Genomic DNA, 24,168 nt, shown 5'->3' on the forward strand with positions numbered 1-24,168 from the left:
CCTACTACTCCCCTTCCAGTAGGCCCCGAGCCAACGCATCTGCCCTGATATCGAAGAGAGAAACCAATTTGCCCTGCCTCTGCGCTTTCCAGACGCTCCAGCCGTTGATCGCCGGCTTGCCCGTGACCGTTGATCCAGCGGGTGAGGGCGACATGAACCTCTCGCCACTCTCCAGCTCAATTTGGCCAGTGATGCTTACCCGAGCTGCGTACTTCACTCCCTTATAGGTGAGGACCAGCGCTTCACCTCCGACGAGGGCACCCACCTCGACAAGACGAGCAATGGTGACGCCTCCGAAGTGAGCACGGGTCCGTCGGGCAGCGGCCCTAGCGGTCGGAGGCGTGGCGACCTTGTCACTGGGCGGCAGAGTGAATCCTAGTCGACCCGGCTCCCAAATGACCTCACACAGCCGCTCATACAGCCGCTGGCGCAACTCGATCGCCGCCAAATCGAACCGGGGCACACTGCGAAGTAGCTTTTCCAAGCGATACTTCTTGATGACTCCGTCGGTGAACGGCTTGTTTCGTTGATAGGTCACCGGGTGCAGGGATGCCGCGAGGTGATTTTGCCCTCGGTACCACTCCACCTTCTCTTCAAACGGCGCGTCTTGATAGCTTGCATTGTGCGACTTGCGCAACAGTAGCAGTGCACCGAGTCGGTCGCGCTGGTTACGGAAGTTGACCTCCGTCCGCACTTCAGTCTGGTATCGCTCGAACTTGTCCGCCCAGACGTGCTCCACCTCGAACGGCTCACTCTTGTCGAGATATCGGTTGATCTCGTTGGGCCTACCGCATTCAGTCTCAACAAAGGAGGTCAGACGGGCCAGAAGGTAGCGCACCTGCCTTGTGTTGTCGGATCTCTTACCGAAGGTTCGAATGTTGGTGAATTCCGCATTCAGCTCGGCGACTCTTCGCCCGAGAATCCTCGAAATTTCGTCAATATCCTGAGCCCGCCGCAATTCTCCAACGAGCGGGAAGAGCTCCCTGTACAGATCCTCCGGATTGCGGAACGCATTATCGACAACCATTCGAACGTAGACAAAATCCAGGAAATTGGCCACCAGTCTGGCCTTGTCCCGGAACTGGGAAACAGTGTCCGCAGGGCGCAGGGCGGCCAGCAGAAACGGCATCTGGATAAGATCGTTGCGGGCGTTATAGAACACGGCCTCCAAGCCAGGTTCGAACACCTGCATCGCCGCGTGAAGTGTACTGAATCTTTTAGCAAGCAGGACCAAGTCCTGCTCGATAAACCGGGCGAAGTCCGGCGCGTAGCGCAGGCCCATCCGCCTCGTGGAATTGTCCTGAACCCAACCGTGGAAAGAGACCCCTACGTTTCCTGCCTCTTCCAAGTCTTCGGCGTATCGACCAATCAGCAGATCCTGAAAGAACATCGTAGACGCCTGCGACCCGGCGGCCCCTAGAGTGATCAGCATTCGGTTCCACGCATCCCCCAAACGGGGCAGATTGTCGTCGTTCTTAGCCTGCCGAAGCAAGAAGCTCTTCAGCAGATCGGCCGGGCCGAGTTGCACGCCCCGGTCATTCATCGTTTCGAAGATCTCCCAGCCCTGCTGACGATCGTTTGCGTTGATGCCGACCAGACAGACTCGGTTGAGCAACCAGTGGATGAACAGGGGCAGGGCCTCGTCCCGGATGTCTTCCGGCAACAGCTCGACAATCTCCTGACTACGCTCGTAGAGATTAGACACCGAAGGCGACGCATCAGCCGATAGTGTCACCGGCTTGTCGTCATAGATCATCTCAAGCAACGCCGCTCGCTCCTGCGAGCGTATAGCATACGCGCGTTCACCATATGATGTACCCGCGATCAAGGGCTCCAAGGCATTGATGTCGTTCCGGTACTCCGGCCGCTCCGCCTCTAGAGCCAGCCGCCTCAGATGGATCAGCAGCAGATGCAGTGTCGTGATGCGCTGCTGTCCGTCTACCAGTGCCGCCAGGTCGTCGTCGTGGTAGTAGACGAAAGGACCGAGAAAGTAAGGACGGTAGTGCCGGGCTGCCTTCCGCTCGTGGCCGGGCTTCCAGTCCAAACGGAAGTGGTTGGTCAAATCGTCGAGCAGCGCCTTCACATCCTTGCGCTCCCAACTGTATTCGCGCTGATATGGATCAAGTTTGAATTGGAATTGATTAAACAGGGTATGGATGGTAAAGCCGTCGCCACGGATCGGAGCGTCAGACATTGGGAACCTCCACCGGATCAGGGACCCTCGGGGCAGCAGAGTCGTCAGGCAGGTTTCGAGTCGGAGTTACCGAGAGCCTCGGCGATGGCGGCGAATTCGCGGAGGGCCGCTTGGAGGTCGTCGACGATTTCCTGGGCGATCACCTCGGGTGGCAGCAGAGCGTCGGCGTCCTCCATGGAGGCGTCCCTCAGCCAGGCGATGTCCAAGTTGACCTTGTCCCGTGCGATCAACTCGTCGTAGTTGAACACCTTGAACCGTTCGGTCTCCACCCGCTCGCCACGGTCCTTCCCGGGCAGGTAGCAGTCCACGAAATCCTGAAGGTGTTCGCGGCGCAGCGGATTCTGCTTGAGGGTGAAGTGCTGGTTGGTGCGGAAGTCGTACACCCAGAGCTTCTGGGTCCAGGGTTGTTCCCGGGCCCGCTTGCGCTCGAAGAACAGCACGTTGGCCTTGACACCACCGGCGTAGAAGATGCCGGTGGGCAGCCGCAGCAGGGTGTGCAGGTCGTACTGCTTGAGCAGCCGGCGGCGGATGGCTTCCCCCGCACCACCCTCGAAAAGCACGTTGTCCGGCAGGACAACAGCGGCCCGGCCGTCGATCTCCAGCATGGATGCGATGTGCTGGACGAAGTTGAGCTGCTTGTTGGCGGTCGCCGCCCAAAAGTCGGTCCGCTCGATCTCCCGATCCTCGCGGGACGCCTTGCCGGTCTCGGTGACCGACCGGATCGTGGAGCTGCGGCCGAACGGCGGGTTGGCCAGCACCAACGTGTAGCGGCGAGCAGGCGGCTTGCCCAGCGCATCACCGATGGTGATCAGCGATTCGCCGCCGGGGGTGCCGATGCCGTGCAGCAGCATGTTCATGGCAGCCAGCCGGGCGGTGCCCTCGACCAGTTCCGTACCGGTGATCGCGCCAGCCGCTAGGCGACGGCGCTGGTCCGGGGTGATGCTGCTGCCGTGGTAACGCTGAATGTGCTCGAACGCGGCGAGTAGGAACCCACCGGTGCCGCAGGCCGGGTCGGTGATCGTGTCGTCCGGTGTGGGCTGCATGCAGTCGACCATCGCGGCGGTCAGCGCCCGAGGGGTGAAGTACTGTCCCGCTCCCGATTTGGTGTCCTCCGCGCCCCGGGCCAGCAACTCCTCATAGGCGTCGCCCTTGACGTCGACGCCGGTCCCCGACCAGTTCTCCTTGTCGATCAGGTCGACGATCAGCCGCTTCAGCTTCGCCGGGTCCTGGATCTTGTTCTGCGCCTTGCGGAAGATCGTGCCGAGCGTGCCGCCTTCCTTGGCCAGTCCGGTCAGAATACGCCGGTACTGCACCTCCAGCGCGTCGCCCTCGGCATCCAGCAACGTCTGCCAGCTCAGCTCGGCGGGCACGATCTGCTCCGGCCGCATCGGCCGCTTGGCCCGCTCGTCGGCCATCTTGAGGAACAGCAGGAACGTCAACTGCTCCACATAATCGATTGTCGACACACCATCGTCGCGCAGCACGTCACAGTAGTTCCAGAGCTTCTGCACCAGCCGGCGCGAATCCACAGTGCTCACAGCGGCAGTGCCTCCTGCTGGTAGTCATCGCCGGTCACCCTGGTCGGCGGTGCCGGCAAGTCTTTCTTCGTACGCCGAGAGCGAGACTTCTGCTTCGGCAACGCCGCCTCGCGCCCGGCCCGAATCCGCGCCAACAACTCCGACGCCGGTTCATCATTCGGATCCTGCGGCACCAACCGACCCGCAAACGCCTCCGCCAGCAACGACGCCCGAAGTTGAGCCGCCTTCTGCCGCGCAGCCGCCACAGCCTTCTCCATGCCATCCAACATGGAGAGGTACGTCTCGGCCGTCTGCACCAGCGCTTCCTGCTCCTCACGAGGAGGAACAGGGATGGGGAACCGCCGCATCTTGCCGAGGCTGATGGAGGCCAGGTTCACGCTCTGGAGACCGTTGACCTCGAACCAGCGCCGACCAAATCCGTTGGCGTGCCACGCCAGCAACTTCGGGTGCAACACTTCATCCCTGATCCGGGCACGGAAAACATGGTTCTGGTGGATGCAGTCGGCTACCTGTCCTTCCCACACCCAGCCTCGGCCCAGCTTGTCCCGATCCCCGCCCTCGTTAAGCAGCACGTCACCGGGGACCAACCGCAACTGCTCGGCCTTCCTGGGAGGCACCCGAATCCGGGTTACCTCAGCAAGGTCGAGACGTCCCCGCTGCACGTTCGCCACTCGGAGATACGGAACCTCCACAAAATCGGGATCCGACTGCCGCTTGGCATCTTTGGTCACACCGCCGACGACTTCGGCAATCTCCCCCAGTCGCTTCCACTGCCACGTGCTCGGGATATCCGGCAGAGTGCCATCAACCACACCGGCCGATTCCGGCAACGGTGCCGCGCCTTCTGACACTTGGTCAGACAGACGACCGACACCAGCGAGAAACATAATCTGATCTCGAAAGCGATCCACACGCCGAGCAATCCCAGCCAGTTCGCTCAACCCAATACTGAACCTCGATAGAAGATTGTCGAGAGCGACGACGATGCGATCCTGCTCAGCGAGGGGCGGCATCGGGACCGGGAATTTCTTCATCATTGTAAGGCTGATAGATGCCAGGTTGACGCTTTGTAGGCCGTTTTGCTGGAACCACTTCTGCCCGAAACTGTTGGCAAACAGCGCAAGGAGCTTCGGCGCTAGGACCCCGTCGATGATGCGGGCGCGGAAGACGTGGTTCTGGTGGATGCATCCTGGGATCTGATCTTCCCAGATCCAGCCTCGGCCAAGCTTGTCGCGGTCCCCTCCTTCGTTGAGAAGGACATCCCCATACTGAAGGCGCAGAGAATCTGCCTTCTGCTCAGGGACTCGAATGGTGGCGACGTTCGAAAGATCCAGGTAGCCACGCTGAACGTTTGCAACTCGGAGGTAGGGAACCTCGACGAAGCTTGGATCCTGTTGTCGCTTGCTGTCCTTCGTGACTCCGCCGACGACCTCGGCTATTTCACCGAGGGTTGTCCATGTCCAAGATGGTGGGATCTCGAACGGATGGGTCATGCGGATAGTTCCTGGTTCAGTTCGGTGAGGAGGGGTTCGGCGCGGTCGCCGAAGGTGTGGGCGTAGCCGTCGATGCCGCCGCGTTCGGTGAAGGGTGCGCCGTCCAGGTCGTCCGGGGTGACCTCCACGCTGACCGCTATCACGTTCTTGATCCTCTCCAGCCACCACACCTGGTCGGCAGTGAAGGTAGCTCCCGCCTGTTCCTGCCGCAGCAGCCACCCTCGGAAGCGTTCCTCGATGACGCTGCGGTAGGGCCGCAGCTCGGTGTCCAGCCCCAGTTCGTACCGGATCAGGCTGACCAGGTCGGTGACGCTGCGGGGGCCGGGCGCGTCGGCGGTGCGGCCGAGCAGGACGTACGCCTTCCAGAGTGAGTCGGCCGTCCAGGCTTGCGGTGGTCGGGCGATCCGCCGGGCCAGGTCGGACAGGTCGGCGTACCCGATCCGGCCGCGTCCCTCGTAGAAGACCTGGAGGGCGGTGATCTCCGCGCGGTGGTCTTCCAGGTAGGCGTGCCAGTCCTTGACCATGTTCTGGGCCAGATCCTCGGCTGGCACCCCGCGCGCCGACAGCAGGGTGTCGACGTTCACCTCGTCGATGGTGATGTCGTGGGCCCGCCGGATGGCCAGGATGCGTTCCCGCAGTTCCGGGTTGGCGGCCAACGGGCGCAGGGCATCGGCCATCAGCTCGCGTACCGCTCGGGGGCCGGCGGCCTTCGCGGGGTTGAGCTGTTCCGGAGCGATGGCCTCGACCAGTCCCCGGGCGATCGCGGTGAGCGGCTGCCCGGCCAGCTCGGCGAGTTCCTCCCGCTCCGCGTCGGTGATCTTCCGGTCGAGCCGGGACAGCCGAGCCGACAGGGTGGCGACCTCGTCCGGGTTGGCGGTCAGGGTGCCTGCCTTGCGGAGCAGGTCACGCAGGGAGATCTGCTTCTCGGAGTGGCGGTGCAGGGGCACCGCCTCGTCCAACTCGGCTTCGGTGACGCCGACCGCGTCGACGATGACGAACCGGTCCTTGACCTGCGCGTCGGGGGTGACCGCCTGGAACTCGGCGGGGTCGATGGTGCGTGCCCCGCGTCCCTTCATCTGCTCGAAGTAGGTGGCGCTGCGGACCGGCCGGAGGAAGAAGACGCACTCCAGGGGGCGGACGTCCGTGCCGGTGGCGATCATGTCGACGGTCACCGCGATGCGCAGCTCCGGGCTGTTGCGGAAGGCTTGCAGCAGGGTGTCGGGGTTGGCCCCCTCACGACGGGAAGCATAGGTGATCTTCGCGGCGAAGTCGTTGCCACGCCCGAAGACCTGCCGCACCATCGTCACGATCTCCTCGGCGTGATTGTCGTCCCGCGCGAAGATCAGCGTCTTGGGCACGGTGTTGCGGCCCGGGAAGATCTCGGTGAACAACCGATCCCGGAAAGTCTCCAGCACCAGGCGCAGCTGCCCCTTGGAGATCACCGATCGGCCGACCTGGCTGCCCTCGTACCGGAAATCGTCCTCCAGCTCCTGGTAACGCTCGGCCCGGGTACGCCGATCGCGCAGCGGCACCACCGTTCCGGCGTCGATGGTGTGCCCCGCCTCGGTGATCTGGGTCTTGATCCGGTACACGTCGAAGCCGACATTGACCCCGTCGGCCACCGCCTGCTCATAGGTGTACTGCGAGACCAGGTGCTGCTGGAAGAAGCCCAGGGTCTGGGCGACCGGGGTGGCGGTCAGGCCGACCACGAAGGCGTCGAAGTACTCGATCACCGCCCGCCACCGGCCGTAGATCGAGCGGTGACACTCGTCCACCACGATCAGGTCGAAGGTCTCCGGCGGGATGCGCGGCTGGTAGCCGACCTCCGCCGGAGCGTCCAGCTCATACTCGTCGTACGCGCGGTCGTCGGCATCCGGGTCGGGTAGGTCCTCACCGCGCAGGGCGGCGTAGAGCCGCTGAATCGTGGAGATGACCACGGTCGAGGAGTCGAGCAGACCCGCGCCGGAGAGCCGGTCCACGTTGTACAGCTCGGTGAACTTTCGCCCGTCGCCCGGGGTCTGGTAGCCCGCGTACTCCTGGAGGGTCTGCCGACCCAGGTTGTTGCGGTCGACGAGGAAGAGGATCCGGTTCGCGCGGGCGTGCTTGAGCAGCCGGTGGCTGGCGGTTACCGCGGTGAAGGTCTTGCCCGCGCCGGTGGCCATCTGGATCAGCGACCGGGGATGGTCGCCGGCCAGCGAGCGTTCCAGGCCCACGATCGCCTCGATCTGCGCCGGCCGCAGACCGGAGGGATTCAGCTCCGGCATCTGCCGCAGGCGGGCGCGCAGCGTCGGCGCGGCCGGGTCGTCGTCGGCCTCCCGCATCCACCGGGCCAACGTCTCCGGCCGGTGAAAGGCAAAGACCTCCCGGGTACGCGGATGCGGGTCCAGTCCGTTGACGAAGGCGGTCTGCGTGCCGGTGGCGACATAGCCGAACGGCAGCGGCACGTCTCGCCGCCAGGCGCTCAGTTTCTGCGCGGGGGTCAGCCCGCTCCGGTACCGGTCGAGTTGCGCCTCCACGCCACGCGGGGCGGTGCCTTCGCGCTTCGCCTCGATGACCCCGACCAGTTGCTGATCGACATAGAGCAGGTAGTCGGCCCGACCACTGGCCAGGGTCACCTCCCGAAGGGCAACGCCGCGTCCCGCCTCCAGGTTGGCGTCTTCCTCGTCCTGGACCTGCCAGCCGGCCGCGTGGAGCTGCCGGTCGATCTCGACCCGGGTCTCTGCCTCGTTGAGGGGTCTGCGGGAGGCACGCCGGGCACGAGCGATGAACTCCTCCCGGCGGGCCGCCGACACCTTGCCGGTCCGGCTGGTGTCCCGGCGCTGTTGTTCGGCACGGGCCGCCGGCTCCAGGCGGGTGACCAGCTCGGCGGCCTCCTCGCGGGCGGCGGCGGCATTCCGGACCGCCTGGTCGGCGGCCCGCTCGGCTTCTGCCTGCGCCCGCTCGACGGACTGCGCCCCGGTGAGCAGCAGCTTCGCCTCGGCCAACTCCCGGCGGTAGCGGTCCAGCTCGTCTTGGAGGGCGTCGGCGACGCTGCGCGGAACCTGCTGCTGTGGTGGCGTGGGCGGCACGAAGCCGATGGGCGAACGGTCACCGGACACCGCCCGGTGAAACCACAGGCCCAGCTCGAAGCAGGTACGCAGCATCTCCAGTGCGGCACGCACCTCGGCCAGGTGGTCGTGCACCGCCTTGTTGCCCTGATCCCGCAGGCTGTGGAAGGCCCGGTGGATCTCCCGGGTCAGGGTCCCGTCCGCGTGCAGCGCCTCCACCCGGTGGTAGAAGTCGCTGCGGGGGTGCTGCCCGGTGCGCCGCAGCAGTTCCTTGGCCAACTCGTCGCCGAAGGCGCGGATCTTGAACATCGCGGCCTGCGCGTCGACATAAACCAGCAGCTCAGCGCCCGCCCCATACCAGACCAGCAGCGGATGATCCTTCAGCAGGAAACCGAAGTTGGCCGACCGTTCCGCCAAACGCCGTAATTGTCGCGGATTCACGTTCCCCCACGTCCACAGTTGCCGATGAACACGCCAGGATACGTACGAGGAATGGCGTTTGACCCACCTTGTCGCCGACCCGACACGCGCTGGCCCCGGTGGCGCCGCCCATCGATGCGGTGCCGTCCCGCGACAGCGGGCGGACGTGTGGATCACGCCGTACGATGCTGCTCCGTAGCTTTTGGACGAGGAGGATCATGTCCACGGCACCGCAGACCTCAACGCTCCGGCTGTTCGCCGTCGACGCGGGCATGCTCGTCGCCACCATGCTCGCCTTCGGCGGCTATCTGATGCCCTGGTTTCGTCGGAGCGAGCGCGCCCTGTGGTCCTTCTCCGGCTGGGAGTACGCCTCGCTCGGCGATGGGGGCGGCTGGACTCTGCTCACCTTCGGTTGGCTGCTGCTGGCTGCCGGGGCGGCACTGTGGGCAGGACGGAGCGTGGTGGCGGCGATGACCGGAGTGGTCGCCGCCATCGGCACCCTGGTCACCGCTCTGGCGGTGGTGGCGGCGAGCTTCGCCATGTTGGGCGAGCAGAGCAGCCTGGATTCGGTGGCGGAGCGACCGTTCGGTGCCGGGCTGCCGATCATGGCGGTTGGTATCGGACTGCTCCTGGCCACCTCCTGCCGGGCGATCGTCCGATGCCATCTGCTTCAGGTCGCCGAGGACCAGCACGAACCGCCTCAGCCGCCGTCTGCGTAGCTCAACACCTAGCGGCATAGCGAATTTGCTCCAGCGCGAATTGCTGGTGTGGAAATCGCAGATCCGAAGCTTCCCAGCCCCGCTTCCGGGTGACGCTAAATAAGCATTATCGCGACTACGCCAGGTTTGCGAGCTAGCACACAATTCATCCGGACATCGAACCCGCACGAGATGAATGAGCTAATTTGAATAATTGACGGTTACAGATGAATTTCGTTATTCTTGCGCGGCAGATGGCGCTCTGCGTGTTCGACGGGGCCCCACACTCAGCGTCAGCATGGAGGAATCACCATGGACGATGCCCGCAAGACCTGGCGACGACGTTCCACGAAATCATCGGCGGTCGCCATTGCGGCTGCCCTACTCGTCTCGGTGGCCGCGTCACCGGTGGCTGCGGCCGAGGGCAGCATTCTCGGCATCGACAATCCGAATGCCATTCCGGACAGTTACCTCGTGGTACTCAAGGACGACTCGGCCGTCAACGCCCAAACGCTGACCCGTGAGCTGACCACCAGGTACGACGTCAAGGTGGCGCACACCTACTCGCATGCGTTGAACGGATTCGCGGGCACGATGAGCCACGCCACTGCTCGCCGGCTCGCTGCCCAGCCGGGAGTGGCGTACGTCGAGCAGGACATCGAGGTCCGACTCACGAGTACGCAGGTGAACCCGCCGTCGTGGGGGCTCGACCGGATCGATCAGCGGCACCTGCCGCTCGACAACACGTACACGTACCCGGACGCGACGAACAGGGTGCGGGCGTATGTGATCGACACCGGGATCCGGACGACACATGCCGATTTCGGTGGCCGGGCGGTCTGGGGCATCAACACCACCGGGGACGGGATCAACACCGACTGCAACGGCCACGGTACGCATGTCGCGGGCACCCTCGGTGGCAGGGCATTCGGGGTTGCCAAGAGCGTGTCACTGGTCGCGGTCAAGGTCCTCGGCTGCGGCGGAGTGGGTACCACGGCGGCGGTCATCGCCGGGGTCGAATGGGTGACCGCTCAACACGTGACCAAGGGGACGGCGGTGGCGAACATGAGTCTCGGCGCCAAAGGCAGCCACGTCACCCTGGAGAACGCGATCCGGGGTTCCATCCTGAAAGGCGTGCTCTACACGATCTCCTCGGGTAACAACAACTCCGACGCCTGCGAATACACCCCGGCCAAGGTCCTTGAGGCGATCACGGTGAACGCCAGCACCATCGGCGACTCCCGGGCACTGTTCTCCAACTGGGGCCGCTGCACCGACATCTTCGCCCCCGGCCAGGAAATCCGTTCCGCCTGGTACACCAGCGACAACAGCTCCTACATTGCCAGCGGCACCTCGATGGCCGCCCCGCACGTCGCCGGTGCCGCCGCCCTGATCCTCGGCGTCACCCCCGGCCTGACGCCTCAGCAGGTAGGCAACCTGATCTTGGGCAACGCCACCCAGGACAAGATCCCCAACCCGGAGGGCTCGCCGAACCGGCTGCTCTACGTCGGCCCGACCGGGGTCGTCCCCATTCCGGGTGGTGCTCCGCTGAGCCCGACCGGTTCCTGATCTCCGACTCGCACAGTGGGGCCGCAGCAGAACTGCGGCCCCGCCCGCGTTCTGGTCCGTTACTGGACGGCCCGCCAGGCAGCGCCTCAATCCGCCGGCTGGCCTTGCCGGACGATGCCACGCGCGAAGGCGAACAGGCCCGCCTGGTCGACCCGCTCCGGGTCGACCAGCACGGTCACCCCGACTCCCGGCTCGGCCAGCCAGAACACCTGAACATCGGTCGCCAGGCCGGGCCCTTCGGGGTGCGGGAACTCGGTCACCTGGGAGTCGTCGTACTCGCGTTCGTGGTACTCGACGAGGAAGTCGCGCAGCCCGTCGAGGTCGGCCAGCCGCTGCCCGCGCAGCACATGCACCCGCAGGTCCACCCGGTGCCCGTCGGCGACCTGCCGCTCCCAGACCCGGCTGGTGATCTGCACGTCCCCCCACTCGCTGGCGAAGTCGGAGACCAGGTCGCCCAGCCCCTCCGGCACCTCTCCGATGTGGAACCCGTCCAACGTCCCGCTCTCGCTCACTGCGCCACCTCCCCTGTCGTCGCGCCCTCGGCGGTCAGTTACCCAGTGCGCGTACCTTCGCGATGGTCTCCTGGACGTGCTGTTTGGCGGGCTCACCACCCTGGGCGGCCTGCGCCAGGGCCTGCCGGTACGAGTCGATCATGTTGATCAGCGGCCCGGCGGCGACCCCCTGGAGGGCCCCCGCGACGAGTTGCCGCGCCTCGGCCGCATCCTGCGCGGCGGCGGCCGTCTTCGCCTTGGCCTCGTCCAGCTTCTGTGCCGCCGCCGCCAGCCTGGCGATCATCTCCGCTGCACTCACACGCCCTCCCTCACGTCCTCCGCCACCCGAGCAACGACCACAAAGGAGCCTACGAGACTCCCGCACCCTGAAACAGCAGCGGAGATCGTGGTACGAAAGTGCCCCTGGAGGGGCGCAGGCGTACCAAGATCTCGGCGCATCTTCACCGCAGCGTGCGGATCAGGATCAGATAGCCGCAGTAGGCGAGCGGTACGGCCAGGAAGCAGAGCAGGAAACCGATCACCGGGTAGCGGGGTGCGGTCGTCGCGCCGACGGCGGGCCGACCCCAACGGCCGAGCACCAGCCAGCCACCGATCAGCGAGGCGGCGGGCAGGCCGGCGCACATCCAGGAGAACAGGGTCCAGCCGCCGACCACGCCGATTCCGGAGGCCAGCACCATCACCAGCATGATCAGCACCGACACGGCCGCGAACCCGAGGTAGACGGCGATCGCCCGGGCCATCGGGGACCAACTCGGCAGCAGCGCCGGCCGCTGTGCCAGCACCTCGGTCTGCTGGGCGTACCGGTCGGCCTCGTCGGCCCACCGCCGTACCATCTCCAGCTCGGTTGCCGGGTCGACCTCGCCGACCCGCTGGCCGGGCACCCCGGCCGCCGTCGCGCTCACCGCCACCGGCAACGCCCGCTCCGCCTCCCCCACACCCCCCTGGGAGTACGCCCCGACCCCCGGCCGCCCCGGCGCGGCGGCTACGCCGCCGTCCCACCCCGTCCCGTTCGCAGGTGGCCCGGACACCGGCGCACCGGGTGGACCGGAGACGGGCGCGGTGCTCGGCTGCGGCCCGACGGGCGGCGGTGCGACGGCGATCGTGCGGCCCAACTGGTCCAGCCGCTGCCCCTGGGCCGACAGTCGACGGTCCAGGTAGTCGACGGCCGCACCGAGATCCCGCCGCCGGTCGGCCTCGGCGGCGACACCCTGCTCGTCGGCGCGCTGCTGGACGGACAGGTGCCGGACCAGCGCGGCGTACTCGTCGAAGGTGGACACGCTCACTCCTGCCCGTCGCCGGGGTGCTCGTCGCGGGCGAACGGCACGATCAGTCGGATCCGCTGGTCGTGCCGGTCGACCAGCAACGCCCGGTCGGCCCGGGGGGTGTACGCCAGGTCGTGCACCCCCAGGTGCAGGCCGAGGTCGGCGCCGGGCACGTTCAGCGCCACCAGGCAGGCGATGTCGTCGCGGTTCTGGGTCCCGCCGAGGTCGTCGGCGAGTCGACGCAGCCCCCGCCACCAGCCGAGCAGGTGCACCCCGTGACCGGGGCCCTGACGCAGCAGGGTGCGCAGGTCGTCGTGGCCGCTGCGGAAGGTGGCCGGGTCGCTCTCGGCGAGCAGTCCGGCGGCGGCGTCCATCCCGAACACCACCAGGTAGGCCCGCCCCGGCGGGGTCGTGGGGTCGGTCGCGCCGAGGGTGGCCAGGTGCTGCCGCAGGGCGGGGGCGTCGAGGCGTACCACCGGGTGGCCGGCGGCGGTCAGGGTGGCTGCGGTGTCGTCGGCGGCCGGGTCGGCGGCGGCGACCAGGGGGGCCAGTAGGAAGGTCACCTCCCCGGGGGTGTGCTGCCGGGCCAGGCTCAGGGTGGCCGCCCGCAGCACCTCGGCACCGGCGGTGGCGGTGCCGACCACGGCCAGGTGCCGCCCGGGGGCGGTGTCCATGATGAACAGGGCGCTGGTGCCGTCCACGTCGACCGTGCGACCGACCAGGGCCAGGGGTCGCCGACCGCCGGGGCGCAGGCCGGTGAAGGTGGGGTCCTCCTCCACCCGGGCGGTCTCGTAGCCCCGGAACACCGAGGGTGGCCGGGCGGTGGCCGGGCGGGCCTGCCACAGCTCGTGCCGCAGTCGGGTCAACTCCTCGGCGGCGGCGTAGGCGTCCGGGAAGCGGATGATCGTGTTGGCCCCGGACACCCCGGCGGCGGTGTTCACCACGGCCGAGCCGACCGGCAGGGTGGCCGCGGCGTCGTTGAGCTGGTCGAGCACTCCCCCGCCTCCGGGCAGCGCCACCCGCAACGCGAACTGCCCGAACACCGCCTCGGCCCGACCGTAGAGGGCCTCGATGCCGGTGGTGCTCTGGCTGGCCAGCACCAGATGGATGCCGTACGAGCGGCCCTTGCGGGCCAACTCCTCCAGCAGGTCCACCGACTCCCGGGAGATCGGGTCGTTGCCGGCCAGCAGCACCTGGAACTCGTCGATCACGGCGACGATCCTCGGCACGGCGGTGTCGGCGGGCAGGTCGGCCAGTTTGGTGACCCCGTGGCGTTTCAGGGCGGTGGCCCGGCGGTGCAGTTCGCGGCGCAGTTCCCGCAGCACGGCCACCCCGTACTCGCGGTCGCTCTCGATGCCCACGGCTCGGGCGTGCGGCAGCCAGGAGGGGTCGCGGCCGGTGGGGACGAACTCGGTGAAGCTCACCCCCTCCTTGAAGTCGAGCAGGTAGAGCTGCAACTCGGTGGGGGCGTAGCGGGCGGCCAGCCCGTAGAGCACGTCCAGCAGGAACACCGTCTTGCCGCTACCGGTACGCCCACCGACCAGCCAGTGCGGGGTGGCGTCGTCGAAGGCGATCGTGAAGGGTTCCCGGCCGGCTCGACCGACCACGGTACGCAGGCCGGAGCGGGCCGAGGCGGCCCACCGCTGGGACGGCAGCAGATCGGCGAAGCCGACCGTGGCGCCCCGGCGGGCGGTCTCGCCGAGGTGGGTGGCCAGCGCCGCTACCGAGGCCGGCGGCGGGTCGCCGTCCAGGCGTACCGGCAGGGGCAGGCCGCTGCCGTCGGCGCTGAAGGGTGCGTGCGGCGGGTCACCGACCCGGGCGTACCCGTCGATCATCCGCAGGGTGGTCGTGGTGCCCAGCGGCGGCAGCGTCTCCCCGGGCCCGGCGGCGGTCCACCCGGCCAGCAGGACGCAGACGGCGGCGGCCGGTCCGGCGTGGGTGAGCGCGGCCAGCCGGGCGGCCTCGCGGGGGGAGGGGACGGAGGCGGCGACCAGCACCAGGAGTTCCTGGTCGGGGCGGTCGCTGCGCCGGGCGGTACGGGCGTGTTGTTCGGCGGCGTCCAGCAGGGTGGCGACTTCCGCCTCGGTGGTGGCCGGTGGGTCGATGACCCCGGAGTCCAGCAGGGGTCGCAGGGGTCCGAAGGTGGCCCCCAGGGCTCCGCTGTCCAGCCCGGCCACCCGGACCGAGCCGGGTGCGGCCGTGGCCAGCAGCCGCAGCACGACCGCGCGCAGCAGCCCGGCCACGGCCGGGTTGCGGGCGTCCGTGTCGACGGCCAGGTGGTGGCCGGCCCCGAGGGGCACCAGGACGGGGAAGCCCGCACCAGCGGTGACCGCCTCGCCGAGGCGTACCGGCACCGGTTGACCGGCCAGGGGGGTGCCCGGGGTGGGGGTGGCCAGGGTGCCGCCGACCCGGGCCAGCCGGGTCAGCAGGTCGGGGTCGACCCTGGGTGCGGGGGGTGTCGTCCCCCGCAGGGCCTCCCGGGCGGCCTCGAGGTGGGCCCGGGCGGCCCGGTGGGCGGCGGTAGCCTGCCCGTACGCCGACGCGAGCCTGCCCAACCTCTGCTCCTCCGCCGCCCGTCCTGTGGTCCGCTGAAACCCTAACGGACCACGGCCGGGCGGGCACGCGTCCGCGTACCCGGACGTGTCGGCCCACAGTGGAACGGCGACGGCCGACGGTGCGCGGGGTGCGTACCGTCGGCCGTCGGCGGTGAGCGGTCAGCCGGTGACCGCGTTGAGGGCCGGCAGGTAGCCGTGGCGGTAGCCGTCGGCGTTCGGGTGGTACGCCTCGATGACCCCGGTGACGTCACGGATCCACGGCTGGGCGGCGCAGACGCCGTGACCGGCGAAGGTGGGCCGGGTGTCGGCGAAGGTGGCCCCGGCCGCCGCCGCCCGGTCGGCGGTGACCTGGGCCAGGGTGTCGGCGGCCTCGTTGAGCAGGGTTCGCTTCTGGCTGCTCATCGCCAGCAGTCCACAGGAGCCGGTCTCGAACAGGCGCGGGTAGCCGAGCACGATCAGGCGGGCGTTGGGGGCCCGGTCGCGGATGGCGGCGTAGGTGCGGTCCAGCCGGGCCGGGAGGGTGCCGGTGGCGAAGGCCTTCGCCTGGTTGACCGCGTTGGTGCAGCTGGAGGTGCTGCCGAACCGGCAACTGGTCATCACGTCGGCGAAGCCGGCGTCGTTACCGCCGACCGTGATGGTGACCATGGTGGTGGTGCTGCTCAGCGAGCTGAGCTGGTTGTTGAGCACGTCGGCGGTGACCGCCCCACCGCAGGCGGGGAAGCGGAAGCTGGCCACGTTGTTGGCCGCGGCCCACAGCGGGGCGTACGACTTCTGACTGCGCAGGCAGGTGGACAGGTCGTACGGGCCGGCGCCGACCCCGGAGGAGTAGGAGTCGCCGAGGGCTACGTAGTGGATGGGAGCGGCAGCCTGGGCGGCGGCGGGCACGGCCAGCGCACCGAGGGTGGCGGTGGCGATGGCGACCAGCGCGGCCAGGGCGCGGGCCAGCGGACGGTGGGGCATTGGCGGACCTCCACAAGGGGGTGGTGGTGGAGCCCGAGAACCGCGCGCGTGGCCAAGGGTTGTTACTGGGCGGTAATGCTATCGAAACATCTGGATTAAGGGAATAGCCGACGGCACCCGCCCGATCGGCGTGATCAGGCGGGTGCCGTGTGCTCTGGGCCGCGTGCTGTTAACAGGGGGCCCTTCCTATGCACGAGGCGTTAAGAAGGTGCCCTTCCTTACACCGTCAGCGGGCGGGAGTCGGCGCGGACGGGAGCGGGCAGGGCACCCACCCCGTCGAGGTAGTGGTGGATCGCCGCGGCGGCGGCCCGCCCCTCGGCGATCGCCCAGACGATCAGCGAGGCGCCCCGGTGCATGTCACCGGCGACGAAGACCCCCTCGGTCTCGGTCTGCCAGTCGGCCCGGGAGTCGATCGCGCCCCGGGCGTTGCGGGCCACCCCGAACTGGGCCAGCAGCGGCTGCTCCTCGGTGCCCTCGAAGCCGATCGCCAGCAGCACCAGGTCGGCGGGCAGTTCCCGCTCGGTACCCGGCACCGGGGTGACGATCCGTCGGCCGTCGCGCTTCTCCACGGTCACCTCGGCGATGCGTACCGCCCGGACCGCGCCGGTGCCGTCGTCGACGAACTCCTGCACCGCGACCGCGAAGACCCGCTCGCCGCCCTCCTCGTGGGCGGCGTACTCCCGCAGGATCCACGGCCAGGTGGGCCAGGGGTCGCGGGCCTCGTCGCGGGCCCGGGGCGGCTGCGGGTACAGGTCCAGCTGGTGTACGCCGGCCGCCCCCTGCCGGTGGGCCACCCCCAGGCAGTCCGCCGCGGTGTCCCCGCCGCCGATGATGACGACATGCTTGTCGGCCGCGTCGATCGGAGTGCCGTCGGGCAGGGTGGCCAGGGCGGGGCGCCCCTCACCGGCTGCGGCAACCACCCGGTTGGCCGCCACCAGGTGCGCCATCGCCTGGTGCACCCCCCGCAGTTGCCGGCCAGGGGTGTCGGACTCGCGGCCCTGCAACGCCCCACAGGCCAGCAGCACCGCGTCGTGCTGCTCGCGCAACTGCTCGGCGGTGATGTCGACGCCGACGTTGACCCCGGTGCGGAACTGCACCCCTTCGGCGGCGAGCTGGGCCAGCCGGGTGTCGATGTGCCGCTTCTCCAGCTTGAAGTCGGGGATGCCGTACCGCAGCAGGCCACCGATCGCGTCGTCGCGCTCGTACACGGTGACGGCGTGACCGGCGCGGGCCAGCTGCTGCGCGGCGGCCAGCCCGGCCGGGCCGGAACCGACCACGGCGACGGACCGGCCACTCGGCGGCGGCACCTCGGCCGGGGTGAGCCCCCGGGCCACGGCGGCGTCGGCGATCTCCGCCTCGACCTGCTTGATGGTCACCGGGTCACCCCCGGCGATGCCGAGCACGCACGCCGCCTCGCAGGGCGCCGGGCAGAGTCGACCGGTGAACTCGGGGAAGTTGTTCGTGGCGTGCAGGGACTCCACCGCCGCGTCCCAGTTGCCGGTGCGGACCAGGTCGTTCCAGTCCGGGATCCGGTTCGCCAGGGGGCAGCCGGCGGTGTCGCTGTGGCAGAAGGGGATGCCGCAGTCCATGCACCGGGCCGCCTGCTCGCGGATCAGCTCCTCACCGGCCGGGGGGTAGACCTCCCGCCAGTCACTGATCCGCACCGGCACCGGCCGGCGGGCCGGCATCCGACGGGGGTGACGCAGAAAACCGTTCGGGTCAGGCACGAGCCACCTCCTGGGCGACCACCCGGTCAGCGGGCGGGACCGACTGCGACGCCTGCGTGGGCGTCGGCTGCGGTGGGGCGGCGGCGGGCGCCAGGGCGCTCATCACCGCCTCGTCGACGTCCTGGCCGGCGGCTTCGGCGGCCTGCATGATCTCCATGACCCGGCGGTAGTCCCGGGGTACCACGGCGGTGAACTCCTCCACCGCCTCCGGCCAGCGCTTGAGCAACTGCTCGGCGACGGCCGAGTCGGTCTCGGCGAAGTGCCGCTGCACCAACTCGTGCAGCCGGGCCCGCTCGGACTCACTGGGGGCGGACAGGTCGACCAGTTCGGTGTTGACCCGCCGTCGGTCCAGGTTCCAGACGAAGGCCGTACCACCGGACATGCCGGCGGCGAAGTTGCGCCCGGTGGCGCCGAGCACCACCACGGTGCCCCCGGTCATGTACTCGCAGCCGTGGTCGCCGACTCCCTCGACGACGGCCACCGCACCGGAGTTGCGGACCGCGAACCGCTCCCCCACCCGACCACGCAGGAAGACCTCTCCCCCGGTGGCGCCGTACAGGATGGTGTTGCCGGCGATGATCTGATCCTCGGCCCGGCTACCCGGCGCGGCGTCCGGGGTGACGAACGGCGAGGTCCGCGCCGGTCGGACGATCAGCCGACCACCGGAGAGCCCCTTGCCGACGTAGTCGTTGGCGTCGCCGTACAGCCGCAGGGTGACCCCCCGGGGCAGGAAGGCCCCGAAGGACTGCCCGGCGGTGCCGCGCAGGGAGAACTCGATCGTGTCGGTGGGCAGCCCGGCGCCGCCGTAGCGGCGGGTGACCTCCCCGCCGAGCATCGCCCCGACGCTGCGGTGCTCGTTGCGGATGGTCACCTCGGCCCGCACCGGGGCGGGCTCGCCGTCGCCGCGCAGGGCCGGCTCCGCCAGCGCGATGAGCTGGTTGTCCAGCGCCAACTCCAGGCCATGATCCTGGGCGCGTACGCCCCGACGGGCCGCCCCCTCGGGCAGCTCCGGCAGGTGCAGCACCCGGTGCAGGTCCAGCCCGCCGGCCTTCCAGTGCTCGATCGCCGGTGCCACGTCCAGCAGCTCGGTGCGGCCGATCGCCTCGTCGATGCTGCGCAGACCCAGCTCGGCCAGGTAGCCGCGGATCTCCTCGGCGAGGAACAGGAAGAAGTTCTCCACGAACTCCGGCTTGCCGGTGTAGCGCTCCCGCAGCACCGGGTTCTGGGTGGCGATGCCGACCGGACAGGTGTCCAGGTGACAGACCCGCATCATGATGCAGCCGGAGACGATCAGCGGGGCGGTGGCGAAGCCGAACTCCTCGGCACCGAGCAGGGCCGCGACGATCACGTCCCGGCCGGTCTTGAGCTGACCGTCCACCTGCACGGTGACCCGGTCACGCAGCTTGTTCAGCAGCAGGGTCTGCTGCGCCTCGGCCAGGCCCAGCTCCCAGGGGGTGCCGGCGTGCTTGAGGGAATTCAGTGGGGAGGCCCCGGTGCCGCCGTCGTGACCGGAGATCAGGATGACGTCGGCCTTGAGCTTGGCCACCCCGGCGGCCACCGTGCCGACCCCGACCTCGCTGACCAGCTTGACGTGCACCCGGGCGGCCGGGTTGACGCACTTGAGGTCGTGCACCAGCTGGGCCAGGTCCTCGATGGAGTAGATGTCGTGGTGCGGCGGCGGGGAGATCAGACCCACCCCGGGGGTGGCGTGCCGGGTCCGGGCGATCCACGGCCACACCTTGTTGCCGGGCAACTGCCCGCCCTCGCCGGGCTTCGCGCCCTGGGCCATCTTGATCTGGAGGTCGTCGGCGTTGACCAGATATTCGCTGGTCACCCCGAACCGGCCGCTGGCGATCTGCTTGACCGACGAGCGGCGCTCCGGGTCGTGCAGCCGGTCGACGTCCTCGCCGCCCTCACCGGTGTTGGACTTGCCGCCCAGGCGGTTCATCGCGATCGCCAGGGTCTCGTGCGACTCCGCCGAGATCGACCCGTACGACATGGCGCCGGTGGCGAACCGCTTGACGATCTCGCTGGCCGGCTCCACCTCCTCGATCGGCACCGGCGGCAGTTCCCCGGTACGCAGCCGGAACAGCCCGCGCAGGGAGCCGGCCTTCGCGGCCAACTCGTCGACCTTGGCGGTGTAGCTGCGGAACACGTCGTACTGGCGGCTGCGGGTGGCGTGCTGGAGCAGGAACACCGTCTCCGGGTTGAACAGGTGCAGTTCACCCTCGCGGCGCCACTGGTACTCCCCGCCCACCGGCAGCCGGTCGCCGGCCGGGACTCCGGGCGCCGGCCAGGCCAGGGCGTGTCGGGCGGCCACCTCGGTGTGGATGCCCTCCAGGCCGACCCCGCTGATCGTGCTCGGGGTGCCCCGGAAGTACCGCTCGATCAGGCGGCTGTGCAGCCCGACCGCCTCGAAGACCTGCGCCCCGCAGTACGAGGACACCGTGGAGATGCCCATCTTGGACATGATCTTCAGGACCCCCTTGCCGAGGGCCTTGACGTAGTTGCGGATCGCGGTGCGCGGCTCGATCCCGGCCAGCGCGCCGGTGGAGATCATGTCCTCGACCGACTCGAAGGCCAGGTACGGGTTGACCGCCGCCGCGCCGTAGCCGATCAGCACGGCCGCGTGGTGCACCTCCCGGCAGTCGCCGGACTCCACGATCAGGGCCACCTGGGTACGGGTCTGCTCCCGGACCAGGTGCTGGTGCACCGCCGCGGTGAGCAGCAGCGACGGGATCGGGGCCAGGTCGGCGTTGGAGTCCCGGTCGGAGAGGACCAGGATGCGTACCCCGTCCTCGATCGCCTCGGAGACGTGCCGGCAGATCTCGGTCAGCCGGGCCTTGATCCCGGCGCCGCCGTCGCGGATGCGGTAGAGCCCGGAGACCCGTACCGCCTTGAAGCCGGGCAGGTCGCCGTCCTCGTCGATGCTGAGGATCTTGGCCAGCTCGTCGTTGTCGATCACCGGGTAGGGCAGCACGATCTGCCGGCAGCTCGCCGGGCCGGGGTCGAGCAGGTTGCCCTCCGGGCCGATGGTCGAGGCCAGGCTGGTCACCAACTCCTCCCGGATGGCGTCCAGCGGCGGGTTGGTGACCTGGGCGAACAGCTGGTGGAAGTAGTCGTAGAGCAGCCGGGGCCGGGTGGACAGCGGGGCGATCGGGGTGTCCGTGCCCATCGACCCGATCGGCTCCGCGCCGGTACGGGCCATCGGGGCGAGCAGGATCTTCAGCTCCTCCTCGGTGTAGCCGAAGGTCAGCTGACGACGGCGTACCGAGTCGTGGGTGTAGACCTGGTGTTCGCGGGCCGGCAGGTCGTCCAGCTCGATCAGCCCGGCGTGCAGCCAGTCGGCGTACGGCTGGGCGGCGGCCAGCTCGGTCTTGATCTCCTCGTCGTGCACGATCCGACCGGTCGTGGTGTCGACCAGGAACATCTTGCCGGGCTGGAGGCGACCCTTGGCTACCACGGTGGCCGGGTCGAGGTCGAGCACCCCGGCCTCGCTGCCCAGCACCACGAGCCCGTCGGCGGTCTGCCACCAGCGCCCCGGCCGCAGGCCGTTGCGGTCGAGCACCGCACCGACGATCTCGCCGTCGGTGAAGGCGACCGAGGCCGGGCCGTCCCAGGGCTCCATCAGGCTGGCGTGGAACCGGTAGAAAGCCCGCTTGTCGGCGGCCATGTCCGGGTCGTTCTCCCAGGCCTCCGGGATCATCATCAGCACCGCGTGCGGCAGGCTCCGCCCGGCCAGGTGCAGCAGCTCCAGGACCTCGTCGAAGTTGGCCGAGTCGGAGGCGGCCGGGGTGCAGATCGGGAAGACCCGGCGGATGTTGCCCGGCAGATCGGGGGTACGCAGCAGGGCCTCACGGGCCTGCATCCAGTTCCGGTTGCCCCGGATGGTGTTGATCTCACCGTTGTGGGCGATGAACCGGTACGGGTGGGCCAGCGGCCAGGAGGGGAAGGTGTTCGTGGAGAACCGGGAGTGCACCAGGGCGATGGCGCTGTCCACCCGCTCGTCGGTCAGATCCGGGTAGAAGGCCGGTAGCTGGTCCGGGGTGAGCATCCCCTTGTAGACCATGGTCCGCCCGGACAGCGAGGGGAAGTACGCCGGCACTCCCCGCTCGGCGGACTCCCGCTCGGCCTGCTTGCGTACGCAGAAGGCGACCCGCTCCAACTCCAGGCCGCTCAGTGGGGAACCGGCCGGACCGGCCGGGGTGTCGGTGAGCCGACGGGCGGCGAGGAACAACTGCCGCACCCGGGGCATCGCGGCCAACGCCGTGTCGCCCAGGTCGGAGGGATCGACCGGCACATCCCGCCAGCCGAGCAGCTCCGCCCCCTCGACCAGGGCGTACTTCTCGACCACCTGGCGGGCCCGCGCCGCACCGGCGTCGTCGTCCGGCAGGAAGACCAGACCGGTGGCGTACTCACCGTGCGGGGGAAGGGGGAAGTCCACCACCGCGCGCAGGAAGGCGTCCGGTACCTGGATCATGATGCCGGCGCCGTCGCCGGTGTTCGGCTCCGCGCCCCGGGCACCCCGGTGGTCCAGCCGGCAGAGCGCGCCCAGGCCGTTGGCGACCACCGTATGGGAGCGCCGTCCGTGCAGATCGGCCACGAAGGCGACCCCGCAGGCATCGTGCTCATGAGCGGCGTCGTACAGGCCGGCAGGAGACGTCACCTGGGGGTCCTGCGGTGCCGGCTGGGGGCGGTGTGGGTACGCAAAGGCCACCGGGCCTCCTGTCGTCACTCAGGCTAAAAAATGATCGGGACGACGTCGGCCCTATACGGACTATTAAGTCTACGTTAGGGCTCGTAGGGCAAGGCCAGTGCAGATTGATCACACCGTCCAGACTCTGAGACGGGTAATCTCGCCGGGTGGATTCCGAGCGTACCGACCTCCTCGACCGATTGGAACGGTTCTACGACGCGGTGCCCCGGGACGCGGCACATGTGGAAGATCACGGCGCTCTGGTCCTCTTCGTTCGGGAAGGCCGCGGATGGCCGTTCTACGCGCGACCGCGTCGGGGTGCCGGGCGGCCGCCGTCGCTGGCCGAGCTGACCGAGGTCCGCGCCCGGCAGCGGGAGTTGGGCCTGCCCGAGGCGCTGGAGTGGGTGCACGACCTCAACCCGGACCTGCTCCCGGTGGCCCGTGCGGCCGGCCTGGCCGTACTCGAAGCGCCGTTGATGGTCCTCGACCCGGCCGCCCTGCCCGACCCGGTGACCCTGCTCCACCCGGAGGCCGTCGCTGGCGTGTCGGTGCGGTTGCTAGGCCCGACGGACGATGATCTCGGTGCAGCGGTGGCCGCGCGGCGGGCGGTGGCGGCGGTCGGATTCGCCGCGCCCGGCACCGCGCGGGGCAGGTCCGGAGCGGCCGAGCGCGACGCGGCCATGATCGGCCTGGACGAGGCGGCGGTCGACGAGGAACGCGCCCGCATCGCCAACGGCAGCCACCTCTCGGTACTGGCCGGCACTGCCACCGAAGGCCCGCTGGCCAGCGGCATGGCCATGCGGGTCGGTGACGTCGCCGAGATCGCCGGGGTGGCCACCCTGCCCAGCGCCCGCCGTCGAGGACTCGGTGCGGCGGTCACCGCCACCCTGGCCCGTGCCCTGCTGGCCGACGGAACCGACCTGGTGTTCCTCTCCGCCGGTAGCGAGGAGATCGCCCGGGTCTACCTGCGGGCCGGTTTCCACCGCGTGGGCACCGCCTGCGTGGCCGAACCTGCCGCCGTCACCACCTGACCGGCCCGCACAACCTGATCCGACAGCCGCACAGGTGCACCGACTGCCGCTCTGGTCGAGCCAAGCGATCAACACCTACCATGTGTCGATGATCGATCAAGGTCAGACACGCGTCCCCATCCCGGTCGTCGCGGCCGCGATCATTTTCCCCCTGGCGAGCGTCATCCAGGCGATCCAGTTCAAGACGAGCACTGCTCCGGGGGTCACCGACACGAGGGCGACCGTGTTCGCCGTGGGGGTGGTCCTTCTCTCGCTGGCCTTCGCGTACGGCCTGTGGCGCCAGGTCGGGCGCGCCCGGATGCTGACCGCCGGCTTCGCCGCCTTCAACATCGCGTACGGCCTGACGGCACTGCCCGACATCGACGCGTTGACCGTGTTGCGGATGGTGGCGCTCGCTGCCGTCATCGGCCTGCTGCTGCTGCCCGCATCGTCTCGGCAGTGGTTCTCGCCCGCCGCCTGAGCCGCC

15 protein-coding genes are annotated in these 24,168 nt (G+C 69.0%); 4 read left to right on the forward strand and 11 right to left on the reverse strand.

Annotation, left to right across the window (positions count from 1 at the left end; genetic code table 11):
- Positions 1-4 precede the first annotated feature (4 nt).
- The 4 genes from ABZ795_RS08340 to ABZ795_RS08355 are packed head-to-tail and all read right to left on the reverse strand — an operon-like array spanning position 5 to position 8,689.
- Entirely contained in the window at positions 5-2,194 is a 2,190-nt protein-coding gene (locus ABZ795_RS08340; RefSeq protein ID WP_357529814.1) for a DUF262 domain-containing protein, read from the reverse strand.
- Between the two features lie 44 nt (positions 2,195-2,238).
- Positions 2,239-3,732, reverse strand: a complete 1,494-nt coding sequence (locus tag ABZ795_RS08345) for a class I SAM-dependent DNA methyltransferase (RefSeq protein ID WP_357529815.1) — start codon at positions 3,730-3,732, stop codon at positions 2,239-2,241.
- Positions 3,729-5,225 carry a restriction endonuclease subunit S gene (locus tag ABZ795_RS08350; protein ID WP_357529816.1) on the reverse strand — a complete coding sequence of 499 codons (1,497 nt, stop codon included), beginning with the start codon at positions 5,223-5,225 and terminating at the stop codon, positions 3,729-3,731. Before ABZ795_RS08350 ends, ABZ795_RS08345 begins: the two co-directional genes overlap by 4 nt.
- On the reverse strand, positions 5,222-8,689 hold the full coding sequence (locus tag ABZ795_RS08355; RefSeq protein WP_357529817.1) for a DEAD/DEAH box helicase family protein: 3,468 nt from the start codon (positions 8,687-8,689) through the stop codon (positions 5,222-5,224). The genes ABZ795_RS08350 and ABZ795_RS08355 overlap by 4 nt, the downstream gene beginning before the upstream one ends.
- 221 nt (positions 8,690-8,910) lie before the next feature.
- On the opposite strand from ABZ795_RS08355, the gene ABZ795_RS08360 reads away from it, so the two are divergent.
- Complete coding sequence (locus tag ABZ795_RS08360) at positions 8,911-9,411, forward strand: hypothetical protein (RefSeq protein WP_327024901.1); 501 nt, start codon at positions 8,911-8,913, stop codon at positions 9,409-9,411.
- 291 nt (positions 9,412-9,702) lie between these two features.
- Positions 9,703-10,959, forward strand: coding sequence for a S8 family peptidase (locus tag ABZ795_RS08365; protein WP_327024900.1), 1,257 nt, complete (start codon positions 9,703-9,705; stop codon positions 10,957-10,959).
- Positions 10,960-11,045: 86 nt separating this feature from the next.
- Here the strand turns inward: ABZ795_RS08365 and ABZ795_RS08370 are convergent, their stop codons facing one another.
- The 7 genes from ABZ795_RS08370 to gltB form a co-directional block, all read right to left on the reverse strand.
- Positions 11,046-11,471, reverse strand: a complete 426-nt coding sequence (locus ABZ795_RS08370) for a hypothetical protein (protein WP_357529818.1) — start codon at positions 11,469-11,471, stop codon at positions 11,046-11,048.
- 34 nt (positions 11,472-11,505) lie between these two features.
- Positions 11,506-11,769 carry a DUF6244 family protein gene (locus ABZ795_RS08375; RefSeq protein ID WP_102660593.1) on the reverse strand — a complete coding sequence of 88 codons (264 nt, stop codon included), beginning with the start codon at positions 11,767-11,769 and terminating at the stop codon, positions 11,506-11,508.
- Positions 11,770-11,911: 142 nt separating this feature from the next.
- Positions 11,912-12,748, reverse strand: a complete 837-nt coding sequence (locus tag ABZ795_RS08380) for a hypothetical protein (protein WP_357529819.1) — start codon at positions 12,746-12,748, stop codon at positions 11,912-11,914.
- Between the two features lie 2 nt (positions 12,749-12,750).
- Positions 12,751-15,288 (reverse strand): FtsK/SpoIIIE domain-containing protein, encoded by a 2,538-nt coding sequence (locus ABZ795_RS08385; protein WP_357529820.1) that lies wholly within the window; start codon positions 15,286-15,288, stop codon positions 12,751-12,753.
- A gap of 159 nt (positions 15,289-15,447) precedes the next feature.
- Positions 15,448-16,248, reverse strand: a complete 801-nt coding sequence (locus ABZ795_RS08390) for an SGNH/GDSL hydrolase family protein (protein WP_327024896.1) — start codon at positions 16,246-16,248, stop codon at positions 15,448-15,450.
- 218 nt (positions 16,249-16,466) lie between these two features.
- Entirely contained in the window at positions 16,467-17,975 is a 1,509-nt protein-coding gene (locus ABZ795_RS08395) for a glutamate synthase subunit beta (protein WP_327024895.1), read from the reverse strand.
- Positions 17,968-22,641: a glutamate synthase large subunit gene (gene gltB, locus ABZ795_RS08400; RefSeq protein WP_357529821.1), complete on the reverse strand. Its 4,674-nt coding sequence runs from the start codon at positions 22,639-22,641 to the stop codon at positions 17,968-17,970. The genes ABZ795_RS08395 and gltB overlap by 8 nt, the downstream gene beginning before the upstream one ends.
- A gap of 197 nt (positions 22,642-22,838) precedes the next feature.
- On the opposite strand from gltB, the gene ABZ795_RS08405 reads away from it, so the two are divergent.
- On the forward strand, positions 22,839-23,702 hold the full coding sequence (locus ABZ795_RS08405; RefSeq protein WP_327024893.1) for a GNAT family N-acetyltransferase: 864 nt from the start codon (positions 22,839-22,841) through the stop codon (positions 23,700-23,702).
- A gap of 88 nt (positions 23,703-23,790) precedes the next feature.
- On the forward strand, positions 23,791-24,162 hold the full coding sequence (locus ABZ795_RS08410; protein ID WP_357529822.1) for a hypothetical protein: 372 nt from the start codon (positions 23,791-23,793) through the stop codon (positions 24,160-24,162).
- Positions 24,163-24,168 lie beyond the last annotated feature (6 nt).

The organism is Micromonospora sp. NPDC047134 (assembly GCF_040643455.1).
GTDB lineage: Bacteria > Actinomycetota > Actinomycetes > Mycobacteriales > Micromonosporaceae > Micromonospora.

What these genes read in the sequence shown, in the direction of transcription:
- ABZ795_RS08340 (WP_357529814.1), bottom strand. Translation starts at nt 2,194, where the DNA reads ATGTCTGACGCTCCGATCCGTGGCGACGGCTTTACCATCCATACCCTG.
- ABZ795_RS08350 (WP_357529816.1), bottom strand. Translation starts at nt 5,225, where the DNA reads ATGACCCATCCGTTCGAGATCCCACCATCTTGGACATGGACAACCCTC.
- ABZ795_RS08360 (WP_327024901.1), top strand. Translation starts at nt 8,911, where the DNA reads ATGTCCACGGCACCGCAGACCTCAACGCTCCGGCTGTTCGCCGTCGAC.
- ABZ795_RS08365 (WP_327024900.1), top strand. Translation starts at nt 9,703, where the DNA reads ATGGACGATGCCCGCAAGACCTGGCGACGACGTTCCACGAAATCATCG.
- ABZ795_RS08390 (WP_327024896.1), bottom strand. Translation starts at nt 16,248, where the DNA reads ATGCCCCACCGTCCGCTGGCCCGCGCCCTGGCCGCGCTGGTCGCCATC.
- ABZ795_RS08410 (WP_357529822.1), top strand. Translation starts at nt 23,791, where the DNA reads ATGATCGATCAAGGTCAGACACGCGTCCCCATCCCGGTCGTCGCGGCC.